The following is an 11,895-nucleotide window of genomic DNA, read 5'->3' on the forward strand; positions in this document are numbered from 1 at the left end:
TGGATGAGGTCGTCGTAATCGCGGTAGTCAGCAAGACCGTTATGCCGATGAGGGTTCCAACGGGCCAGGTGTTCAGCAACAAGATAATAGTCTTCGCGACAGATTCATACTCAGAGCAGGCTGTACTCTCCTCAAGCATCCATCAAGTATGGGTGATCAAGTACACCGCCACAATGCGTACCGATGTGAGCTATTCGCCATCCGACGTCTTCCTGACATTCCCGCGTCCTAAGCCAACAGAACGGCTCGCAGAGGCTGGCCGGATGCTGGACAACGAGCGGCGGGAGATCATGCTGCGCCGGGAGTTCGGACTCACCAAGCTATACAATCTAGTCAACGATCCCGACTACGCCGACGTCGATGTTGATCGGATGCGGCAGATCCACGTCGAACTCGATAAGGCGGTTCTAGACGCCTATGGCTGGGGTGACGTCGAGCTTGATCATGGATTCCACACCTACCGCAAGATGGAGCGGTGGACCGTCTCGCCTGCGGCGCGGGTGGAGATCCTAGACCGCCTCCTCTCCGAAAACCTACGGCGAGGAGACGCCCAGGGTGAGGCACCCCCGCCCGCCGAGGATGAGGACGAGGGGGATGACGAGTGAGCACGCCCCGTACGCCGGTCGAACCGCCTCAGTACCGGCTTAAGCATGAGCCAGACGGAAGTTCTTGGACGGCCCGCGAGAACCTGGCCAACATCCTCGAACGGGAGCTCCTCGGCCCGATGAACGGCCCCGAGGAAATCATCGACGGTGCGCCCGACGCCGTGTACCTGGTCGGGCGGATCGCGCCGTTCAAGCTGACGGCCGGCACCGGCGATCCGGAGGACGCGGACACGGGGGAGCCCGATACCGATGTCGGGGACGCGGACGACGCCGAAGCCGGCCGGGGCGTTCCGCTGACCGAGGTTGACGACAGCGGTGCGGGGGCCGACGAGGACTCCGGCCTGGAGGACACGCCGCAGCAGCGCGGCCTGATGATTCCCGCGTCGATGGGACTGCGCTGCCAGGTTCCCGATGACCTGGAGTCGTTCACCGTGACCGCGTCGTGGGGCGTGTACGAGTCGGTGCCCGCGCCCGAGGGGGATGAGTCGCGGATCCGCAGGTACAAGCGGACCCCGGTCCAGATCTCCAAGCGGATCGTCGTCGCCGATCTTGGCGAGTCCGTGACGACGGAGATACCGCTCAGGGACAAGGTCGTGTTGCGCATCGACCGGCACGACGAGCCCGAGCGGGGCTGCCGCCTGATCGAGATCGCGCTGTGCAACGACCTGGTGGCGCCGCGGAAGATCCCGGTTCACGCCTGGCTGTACCAGACGAGGTTCACCGTGACAGCGGCGGGAGAGCCCGCGTTCCTGCCGGTCACCGATCCGCTGCTGGACGATCGCTGGGAGCCGGACGACGAGCTGCGGCGGCTGAACCTCCAGTACCGCGACCGGCTCGAGTTCGCGGTCGGGCGGACCTGCTCGGTCGGCTGGGACGTGCCCGAGGGTGCCCGCCGGGCGGGCAAGGTATGGACGACGTGGCTGCCGGTAAGCGAGACGCCGCAGGTCGCCGCCGACGAGGTCGATGCCCTGCTCGACATGCGCAAGCTCGCCGCCGCGTCCCCGGCCGAGCTGCGCGCCGGGCTGTCGCCGATCGTGGAGAAGTACGAGGAATGGCTCGACGGCGAGGAAGCACGGGCGCAGCAGCTTCCCGGTCACCTGCGCGACGAGGGCCTGGACGCGGTCAACGAGGCGCGGAAGGTGCACACCCAGCTCGCGGCCGGGCTCGAGCACGTGCTCAGCGACACGGACGCGCTGCGGTGCTTCCGGTTCATGAACGAGGTGATGGCCGGCCAGCGCGTGCAGAGTCAGATCGCCCGCCGCCGGGCACAGTCCCCGGGGGAGTCGATCGGCGAGGCCCGCGACGCCGTATTCGCCTCGACCGACAAGCCGCACTCGTGGCGCACGTTCCAGCTCGCGTTCATCCTGATGCAGCTTCCGCTGCTCACCGCCCCGGCCGCGGAGAAACGGTCCGGGGACCTCGCCAAGGCGCAGCTGCTGTTCTTCCCGACCGGCGGCGGCAAGACCGAGGCGTACCTGGGTCTGGCCGCCTACGCGTTCGCGATCAGGCGGCTGCGGGGCGAACTGGACACCCCGGGCGGCAAGCTCGACGGGTCTGCTGGCGTGACCGTGCTGATGCGGTACACGCTGCGGCTGCTCACCGCTCAGCAGTTCCAGCGGGCGACCGCCCTGGTCTGCGCCGCCGAGCTGGCAAGGCGCCGTGATCCCGGCGTGTGGGGCGACGAGCCGTTCCGTATCGGGCTGTGGGTCGGCACGGACGTGTCGCCCAAGCGCTACGAGGAGGCGAGGGAGCAGCTCAAGCGGGCCGCGAAGGCGGGCCCGAGCGCGCGGCTGACCGTACTGCAGTTCCAGCGGTGCCCCTGGTGCGGCACCTCGATCGGCGCGGCCAACGTGCGTGCCGACGACGAGCACCAGCGGATCTACGTGTACTGCGGCGACGAGCTTGGTGACTGCCCGTTCTCCCGGGACGGCGAGATCGCCGACGGACTGCCGGTTCTCACGGTGGATGAGGAGATCTACCGGCTGGCGCCCTCGTTCGTGATCGCTACCGTGGACAAGTTCGCGCGGCTGGCTCGCGAGGGCGAGGCGGCGTCGCTCTTCGGCTACGTGTCGCAGAAGTGCGAGCTGCACGGGTACGTGCACCCCGACTACACAGGTTGCAAGATCCAGGCGGGTAACAAGCACCCGAAGACGTCGTACTACCGACGTCCGGTCGGCCGCCTCCGGCCGCCCGACCTGATCATCCAGGACGAGCTGCACCTGATCACCGGGGCGCTCGGCACCACGGTCGGGCTGTTCGATGTCGCGGTCGACGCGCTGTGCTCCTGGCGCGACCTCGTGGATAACCCGGTCCGGCCGCTGGTCGTCGCGTCGACGGCCACCGCGCGGAACGCGGCCGACCAGGTGCGTGCGCTGTACGGGCGGGACGCGACGATCTTCCCGCCGCAGGTTCTCGACGCGGGGCAAACGTTCTTCTCCAGTGAGCAGCCGGTCTCGCGGGAGCATCCCGGGCGGCGGTACATCGGCCTGAGTACGACCGGGGTCCGGCTCACCACCGCCGAGATCCGGGTGGCCGAGGTGCTGATGGCCGCCGCGCAGCTGCTCATCGACCGGTCCGGTGACGCCGCCGACCCGTACCTGACGCTGGTCGGCTACTTCAGCACGATCCGCGAGCTGGCCGGCATGGCCCGTTACCTGGGCGACGACATCCAGACCGCGCTCGCCCGGCGGCGCCCGTGGTCCCTGCTGCCCGCCAGGTACGGCACCGATTACGGGCAGCTGAACCTGGCCGAGCTCACCTCCCGGGTGTCCTCGGCGGACATCACCGCGACGCTGGACCAGATGACGGTCACCTTCGACCCGAGGTTCGACTCGAACGCCGGGAAGCGGGAACTGGCCGCGCTGCGCAAGGCGGGCCAGCCGGTCCCTGAGCGTGGCGCGCGCCCGTTCGACGTGGTGCTCGCCACCTCGATGCTGCAGGTCGGGGTGGACGTGGACCGGCTCGGGCTGATGCTCGTCGTCGGCCAGCCGAAGAACACCGCCGAGTACATCCAGGCGTCCGGGCGCGTCGGCCGCCAGGCTTCCCGGCCCGGCCTCGTGGTGACGCTCGGGAACTGGGCGCGGCCGCGTGACCTGGCGCACTTCGAGCAGTTCCGGCACTACCACGAGACGTTCCACGCGCAGGTCGAGGCGCTGTCGGTGACGCCGTTCTCGGCCACCTCGCTGGACCGCGGGCTTGACGGGGTGCTGGTCAGCGCGGCCAGGGTGCTGACCAGCGTCGTTCCGGACGGGCTGTCGCCGGAACGGAACGCGGGGCGGATCGAGAGCCAGCGGGACTTCGTTCTGAGCCTCATCGACGGGCTGGTGCGGCGGACACGGCGCGCCGCGGATGAGGACGCGGCCGGGCGGGCACGGCAGCGGCTGCTGAACCGGCTCGACCAGTGGACCGCCCGGCGCAAGCACCTCGCGGACCTGCACAAGACCCTGGTCTACGAGCGGGTCACCGACGACGCCAAGTACGACGCGCTGATGATGAGCGCGGAGAACGCCCGGGCACGGGGCGGCGGTGCCGATGCCCCGCCGTTCGTGGTCGCGAACTCGATGCGCGAGGTCCAGCCGGAGATCAACCTGCTGGTCAGCCCGATCAAGGACAACCTGGTGTACATCGCGCCGCCCGGCGCGCCGCGGTGGGAGTTCCCGCCGGCTGAGGAGGTTTCGCCGTGACCGAGCTGCTGTATGACGCGTCCCGCGCGGTCGACCCGCTGGGCGACGCGGAGGCCGAGAACGAGAAGTCGGTCAAGCACAACCGGGCCAAGGTGGGGTCGAGCCGCCCGTCGTCGCTGCTGTACACCTACGGGCCTGGCGCGATCATGGACCTGCCCCAGTTCACGATCATGCCGACCGGGCTCGACGACTGGGATCGGATCTGGAACCGGCGCGACGGAGAGCCGCCGCGCATCCACGCGCCGCGGCTGCGCGAGGCGGTGCGCACGCACATGCGCTCGCCTTTCGTGCAGCTTCGCCCGCATCCGTGGCAGCCGAAGCGGAACGCGTTCAGCAACGAGGGCGTCGATCTCGGTGTCCCGGCCCGCGTGTTCCCGCAGTGGCTGCGGTGCACCGGCTGCGACCTGCTCGGCCTGGTGTCGCAGTTCAGCTACATCAACACCCATCCGTACCGGACCGACCAGGCCCGCTTCGAGCACGTGAAGTGTCCCGGCCGCGGCGGAGCCGGGAAAGCGGCCCGTCCCGCCGTGCCGGCCAGGTACCTGCTCGCCTGCGTGATGGGGCACCTGGACGAGTTCCCGTACGAGCTGTGGGTGCACCGGGGCCGCACATGCGAGAACGCAGAGATCCCCGTCATGAAGATGATCGACCGGACCGCGGGCAAGGGCGCGTCGGCGATGATCCGCTGCGAGTCCTGCAAGCTGCAGCGGCCGATGAACGAGGCCCAGGGCCAGGCGGGCGCCGCGAAGCTGCCCAAGTGTCGGGGCCGGCATCCCCACCTGGACGCGTTCGAGCCCGGCGGATGCGGTGCCCAGACCAAGCTGATGCTGATCGGCGCGTCCAACCTGTGGTTCCCCGCGACGCTGTCGATCATCGTGATGCCTGAGTCGGCGCAGGAGAAGGCCGAAGACCTCGCGGACCGCATCCGGGCCGTTCTCGGGGGCAAGCTCGCCAAGTACGCCGGTTCCCTGGACATCCTGCGTGACTTCCTGGACGCCGGGGGCGTTGACGTGACGGGCCTGTCCGACGGCGACCTGGGTGCGCTGGTGGCTGTTGCCCTTGCGCCGCCGCCGACCCCCGACGAGCAGGAAGAACGGCTGCGCCAGTGGGATCCGGTCGACCTGCTCGTCCCCGAGTGGCGCTACCTGCTGAAAGATCCGCTCGGCGACCGGCATGAGGACCCGGACAGCGGCCTGACGCTGTCGCGGCGGGACCGCGGCCCGCAGCTGCGGAACGAGATCACCCGGGTGCTGGCGGTCGAACGGCTGCGCAAGGTCAACGCGCTGACCGGGTTCACGCGGATCGACGCGTTCGACCGGGTGGGCGACGTGCCCAAACGGTTGGTGCCGCTGACCCGTGAACCCCGGCCAGCGTGGACGGTCGCGACGGAAGACCGCGGCGAGGGCGTCTTCCTGCAGCTCGACGAGTCGCGGATCGCCTCGTGGGAGCAGAAGATACTCGACAGCGACGTGTGGGAGGCGCACCGGCTGGCGCACCGGCGGAACTTCTACCGGCGTTTCTCCGAGACGGGCGAGGAAGTCGACCCGGACACCAGGCTGAAGCCGCCGCGCTACTGGCTGGTGCACACGCTCGCGCACGCGCTGATCCGGGAAATGGCCATGCAGTGCGGGTACCAGGCCGCCAGCCTGAGCGAGCGGCTTTATGCGTGGCCGGCGACGGACGAGCGCCCGCCTGCGGCGGGGCTGCTGGTCGTCACGACGGCGTCCGACAGCGACGGCACGCTCGGGGGCCTGGTGGCGCTGAGCGAGAAGGAACCGCTGCAGCGGGTGGTGTCGGGGGCGCTGGAGCGGGCAACGCGGTGCTCGTCGGACCCGATCTGTGCCAGGCGGACGCCGGCGGACCCGGAGGACTTCCTGCACGGGGCGGCGTGCCACTGCTGCGTGATGGCGTCGGAGACGTCCTGCGAGCGGGCGAACCGGTTCCTGGACCGGCGGTTCCTCATCGACCTGCCGGGGAGCGAGCTTGGGTTCTTCGGACGAGTTGACTAGTCCGGCGTTGCGGCTCGGGGCGCTGCTCACCGGAACGGAAGCCAAGGAGATCGCCGATCGCCTGCGTGACGGGGACACGCTTACCGCAGCGCTACGGGTAGTGGCACCTGGCCGTCGGCCGGAGGTGCGGTCTCTGCTTTCCGGGGTGCTGGGCGCTGATCACGGCTTTGACCGCGGCGGTGCTGATCGCGGCGCAGTCGTCGCTGTACTGCGGGCGATCGAGGGCGCAAGGTCGGCACCCACGACGATGGATCCGCTCTGGACCATGCCGGGTCACCTGGCCCAGCACGGCCGGCTGACGCACTCGGTCAGCTACCTGGTGGACAACGCCAGGTACTCGGTGGTCTGCTCGACGTTCAATTTCCAGCGGTCATCAGGGCTCTGGGAAGCGCTGCGGCGAGCTGCGCAGCGGCCGGAGATCTCAATGAAGGTCTACATTGACACGCGCGCTGCGGACTCGGAAGGTCGGCGGGCATGGTCGCCGACCACGGACGAGGTCGCGACGCACTTGAAATCGGCGATCGTGCTGCGGACGAAATCCTTCGATGGCCGCCAGGTCCGCAACCACTCGAAGTTCATCTCGATCGACCACCGGTTCCTGCTCGTCACCAGCGCAAACTTCTCCTGGAGCGCGGAGAACGCGAACCTTGAGTTCGGTCTTCTGGTTGACAACTCCAACCTCGCCGAGTCAGTCGAACGGGAACTGCGGGACGCCGAAGACTTGCTCTTCGAGCGTGTACAGACAACTAGCGCGCCCGGCCCCTGGGCAACTCAGGGCTAGCCTCAAGATCGCTGGCCCGTAGCCGCCAGTCCGTAGTCCCCCCGCTCACGTGTCGGAACTGTCCTGTCCCATCTGATCTGAGCTGCAAACAGGTGACTTTGGCAGCTCAGGTTGAGTGGTCGGGTGCCGTGATCGCAGCGCTCGTCTGTCGGCGGATTTGAGCCCCTTGCGCCGTAGCGTGGTTGGCTCACCGCCGGTATGTAGCGAACACCTGGGCCACGTGGGTAGCCCAGAATTCCCACTGCCGAGCGCGCGACTGGCCGCGCGGGAGCAGGCCCTTGTCCTGCGCCAGCTTGTAGAACCCGGGGCCGGCGTCATTGGCGTCTAGGTAGTTGACGATCGCTGAGATCAGCACGCCGGTGCGGCCGAACTCCCGGTCGGAGATCCTGCCAAGCAAGTAGCCCATCGCTGCGCGTTCGCTCTCCTGGTCGAAGTCGAAGCGGCGATGCCCGGTCCGCTGCGCCAGGACCGTGTTCGTCTCGGTGTAGGAGGTGACTCGCTCCAGCCTGGCACGTTCGCGGAGGAACTCCAGCCCAGCTTCCTCCAGTTCGTTCCACTCTCCCTCGTCACGCCCGTACTTCACCGGGGTGAACGTCCCTGAATCTGACATGTTGGTCTCTCCTTAGTCCGTTGCTGCGCGGCGAGCCGTTCGGCTCGGTCCGTGAAACCACCGGTTGCGGCCGGGCCCAGTCTGTGACCGCCGGTGTCGCCATCCTTAATCTCACAGCGTTTCTGACATCCACTGCTGAGCCTTTAGATTTCTGATCTTGATCGCCCGATTCGCCACCCTTGATGCATGGTTCCTGATCGCGTCACACCCATGCACCATCTGATGATCATGGTCAGTCCCGCCGCCTCCGCCGAGCGGAGGTAGCCCCTGGCAGTCATCGGCACCCTCAGCAAGGGCTATGACCTGGATTACGTGTGGAAGCAGGTCGACCCGTCCCTGGCAGTGAACCCGGCCGCTTACTACATCGAGCCAAGTGAGAAGGGCAGCGAGCCTCCAGGCACCTGGTGGGGCCCTGGCGCGCGGGCGCTCGGCTTCGCTCCTGGCCAGCAGGTCGAGCGCGAGCCGTATGACCTCCTGTTCGGCGAGCGCAAGGCCCCAGACGGCACACCCCTGGGCCGCCCGCCCGGCGGCAGCAAGAAAGCGGCCGGCATCTATGCAGGCCTGCTGGCCGCCGAGCCGCAGGCCACAGCGGAACGCAAGCGCCAGCTTCGCGCCCAGGCAACGTACGAGGCGCGGCAAAGCCCGTTGTTCTTCGACCTGACTTTGTCCTTCTCGAAGTCCATCTCGATCTTCCACGCCTCCCTGGGCGAAAATGCGCGCCTCGCCCGCGAAGCCGGTGACGCCGACGGCGAGCGCTACTGGTCGGGGCTGGTAGCCGAGACCGACGAAATGATCAAGCAGGCGGTGCATGCAGGCTTCGCCTACTTCCAGCGTGAGGCGGGCTACACCCGCACCGGCTCGCACGGCAAGAGGGTCAACGGCCGGGAGACGGGGCAGTGGCACGAGGCGGACCTGGCGGTGGCGCACTGGCTGCAGCACACGTCACGGGACGGCGACATGCAGCTGCACGTCCACTCGCAGATCGCCCACGTCGCCCGGACCGGCAAGGACGGGAAGTGGCGCGCCCCGGACTCCCTCGGCTACGGCGAGTACGCCGGCGCGGTGGCGGCGATCACCGCCCAGCACCTAGAGGAGGCTCTGACGGCCAGGTTCGGTCTGGAGTGGGCTGCCCGAGAGGACGGCAACGGGTTCGAGATCAAGGGGATCGCGCAGGAGATGATGGACCTGTTCTCCTCGCGCCGCCGGGCGATCACCGCCGACGTGCGCGAGCGCGCCGCGCGGTTCGAGGAGCGGTACGGCCGCGCGCCGTCGCAGCGGGAACTGGCGCAGCTCGCGCAGGCGTCCAACTTCGCCACGCGCAAGGGCAAGGAAAGCGCGCTGGACCTGGCGCAGGCGCACGCGGGCTGGGCGGACCGGCTGGCACGGACGCTCGGCGTGCCGCTCGCGTCCGTGGCCCCGTCAGTCTGGCACGCCGACGCCCACCGCGCCGGCGCAGCCGGTCACCCGCCAGACGCAGACGCAGCACTAGCCCGCGCGGCCCGGCGGGCCCTGGCACTGGCGCAGCAGGAAAAGTCCGCGTGGACCCGGGCAGACCTGGTCAAGCACCTGGGCCGGACCTTGCCCCGCACCGGGCGGAACCCGGAAGCCGCTGCCGGGCTGCTGGAGGAAACCGCCGAACGGATCCTGCGCTCCGAGTTCGATCCGGTCTTGTGCCTGGAGGCCCCGGACCCGGTCGACCTGCCGGCCGACCTGGTCCGCGCGGACGGCCGCAGCGTGTACCGGCGCCATGGCGGCACCCGCTACGCCACCCGCGCGCAGCTGTCGATGGAGGAACGCATGGCCGCGCAGGCGCAGGCCGTGGCCGCGCCGCGGATGACCCGCGCGGCCGCCGCACACGCGCTCGGCGCGGACCCCGCGCGGCTCGAGCGCGCGCTGGCCGGAGACGCGGAAACCGGCGCAGCCACCGGTTCCGGGCTGCGCGAAGACCAGGCCGCAGCCGCCTTGTCGGTGCTGACCGACGGCCGGCGCGTGTCAGTCATCAACGCGCCCGCCGGGGCGGGCAAGACGCGGGTCCTGGCCGAGATCGCAAGAGCGTGGCGGGAGGCAGGCCTCGGCCCCGTCATCGGGATCACCGCGTCCCAGTCGGCCCGCAACACTCTGGCCGCGGGCGGGATCGAGTCCTACAACAGCGCCCGGTTCCTCGGCCACCTCCCCGGCAAACGCGGCGCGCTGGGCCACTGGCCCATCGCGGAAGGCACCCTCCTGGTCGTCGACGAGGCGTCGATGATGACGAGCCCGGACCTCGCCGACCTCATCGACCTGGCCGAGCGCCACGGCGGCAAGGTCATCGTCGTGGGCGACACCGAACAGCTCCAGGCCGTACAGAACGGCGGCGGCATGTCCCTGCTGGCCGGCCGTCTCGGCTACGTCCGGCTGGCCGAGCCGGTCCGGTTCCGCGCGGCGTGGGAGCGGACCGCCAGCCTGCGGCTGCGCGACGGCGACGCCACCGTCGCCGGAGAGTACGAACGGCACGGCCGGGTCACCGGCGGGGACCCGGAACTCGTGACGGAGGCCGCCGCCGCCCGCTACACGGCCCTGGCCAAGAACGGCACCGACGCGCTGCTCATCGCGGCCGACCACGCCCTGCGCCGGGAACTGTCCCGCCGCGTCCGCGAGAACCTGCTCCGCCTCGGCCTCGTCGACGGCACCCAGATGGTGACCATCGCCGACGGCACGCCAGCGGGACGCGGCGACCTGATCTTGTGCACCCGCAACGACCACCGCACCGAGGCCGGAGTACCCGGCAGGACCCTGGCCAACGGGGACCTGCTCCGCATCGACGCCATCACCAGCCAGGGCCTCCTGGTCCGCCGCGCCCTCGGCGCCGACCGGCAGACCGGGCGGCGGCGCTGGACGGACCGCCAGTTCCTGTACGCGGACTACGCGGACGCCGAACTCGGCTACGCGGTCACCGGCCACGTCGCCCAGGGCCGCACCGTCCGCGCCGGCCTGGCCGTGTTCACCGGCAGCGAGGACCGCCAGCACGCCTACGTAGCCCTCACCCGCGGCACCGACGAGAACACCGCGTACGTCTTCACCACGCCTATCAAGCTGTCCGACCCGGCCCCCGGCACCCGCCCGGCTCCCGAACTCGCCCGCTACGACCGCCTCACCCCGCAGGCAGCCGGTCCCGGCCCGGCCGACCCGGACGACCCCGGGACGACCAGCGCAGTGGAGGTGCTCGCCCAGGTCATCGCCGAACGGGACGGCGCCAGCGAGTCCGCGGCCCAGGCCTGGGAGCAGGCCCTGGCCGACGCCGACCACCTGGCCGTCCTCCACGCCATGTGGACCGCGGAGACCGTGCCCGCTCACGAGCGGCGCTACCGTGCCCTGCTCCAGTCCGCGCTCCCCCCGGGAACCGGGCATCAGCCCGGCCACCGGGAGCAGTGGCTGCACCGCACCCTGCGCGCTGCCGAGCTCGCCGGCCTGGACCCAGGCGAGATCCTCGCCCGGGCAGTCGCCGAACGGGACCTGACCGGCGCCCGCGATGCCGCCGCCGTGATCGACTCCCGCATCCGCCGCCGCTACAAAGACCTCGTCCCGCTCCCGGCTGCCGCGTGGTCCGCTCAGGTTCCCGAAACCAATGATCCCGAACGCCGCCGGTTCCTCGCCGAGCTCGGCGCCGTCATGGACGACCGTCAGCGCCGCATCGGCGAGCACGCCGCCGCCAGCAGCCTCGCCTGGGCAATCGCCGCCCTCGGCACGGTCCCGGACGCCCCCGCCGAGCGCGCGACCTGGCAGCAGAAGGCCGCCGCCATCGGCGCCTACCGCGAACTCTCAGGGCACTTGAGCCTAGACGACCCGATCGGCCCCGAGCCGACCGCGAACAGCCCGGACCTGCGCGCCGCCTGGCACACGGCCCGCGACGCTCTCACCCTGGACAACACCCGGCACAGCCGCGAAAGCTGGCTGCCCGGCCTGGCGGAGACCTCCCGCCGGATCGAGGAAGTGGCCGCCAGGCGCCACGAGCTCGCTGTCAGGATGGCCGAACGCCAGAGCCTGACCGTCACCGCCGGGGTCCTCGGCGCATCCGCCTTCCCGCTTGCTGCCGCTCACAGCCGGACGGCGATACTCCAGCCGCCCAAGCCCGAGATCCCGGTGTCGCCCTGGGTCCTGGAACGGCTAGCGGACCGGGACCTAGATCATGAAGCTGGCGGCTGACTTCTCGCCGTCGGTGGAATCTCAG

At 70.0% G+C, this 11,895-nt stretch carries 6 protein-coding genes; 5 read left to right on the forward strand and 1 reads right to left on the reverse strand.

From position 1 onward, the window contains the following. From Q1N79_RS29890 to drmC, 4 genes are all read left to right on the forward strand, one after another. A partial coding sequence (locus tag Q1N79_RS29890) for a type IIL restriction-modification enzyme MmeI (RefSeq protein WP_367185159.1) occupies positions 1-605 on the forward strand: 605 nt, incomplete at its 5' end. Next, positions 602-4,288, forward strand: coding sequence for a DISARM system helicase DrmA (drmA, locus tag Q1N79_RS29895; protein WP_300614469.1), 3,687 nt, complete (start codon positions 602-604; stop codon positions 4,286-4,288). The genes Q1N79_RS29890 and drmA, both read left to right, overlap by 4 nt. Continuing rightward, the gene (gene drmB, locus Q1N79_RS29900) at positions 4,285-6,297 is read left to right on the forward strand and encodes a DUF1998 domain-containing protein (RefSeq protein ID WP_300614470.1); all 2,013 of its coding nucleotides are present in this window, start codon (positions 4,285-4,287) and stop codon (positions 6,295-6,297) included. Before drmA ends, drmB begins: the two co-directional genes overlap by 4 nt. Positions 6,298-6,304: 7 nt before the next feature. Further along, positions 6,305-7,078, forward strand: coding sequence for a DISARM system phospholipase D-like protein DrmC (gene drmC / locus Q1N79_RS29905; RefSeq protein WP_300614474.1), 774 nt, complete (start codon positions 6,305-6,307; stop codon positions 7,076-7,078). A gap of 187 nt (positions 7,079-7,265) precedes the next feature. On the opposite strand, the gene Q1N79_RS29910 is transcribed toward drmC, so the two are convergent. Beyond that, positions 7,266-7,688 carry a hypothetical protein gene (locus Q1N79_RS29910; RefSeq protein ID WP_300614471.1) on the reverse strand — a complete coding sequence of 141 codons (423 nt, stop codon included), beginning with the start codon at positions 7,686-7,688 and terminating at the stop codon, positions 7,266-7,268. A 312-nt stretch (positions 7,689-8,000) separates the two neighbouring features. Here Q1N79_RS29910 and mobF point away from each other — a divergent pair, with 312 nt between their 5' ends. Then, positions 8,001-11,870 carry a MobF family relaxase gene (mobF, locus tag Q1N79_RS29915; RefSeq protein ID WP_300614473.1) on the forward strand — a complete coding sequence of 1,290 codons (3,870 nt, stop codon included), beginning with the start codon at positions 8,001-8,003 and terminating at the stop codon, positions 11,868-11,870. Positions 11,871-11,895 lie beyond the last annotated feature (25 nt).

The sequence above is a fragment of the Trebonia sp. genome (assembly GCF_030042015.1).
Taxonomy (GTDB): Bacteria; Actinomycetota; Actinomycetes; order Streptosporangiales; family Streptosporangiaceae; genus Trebonia.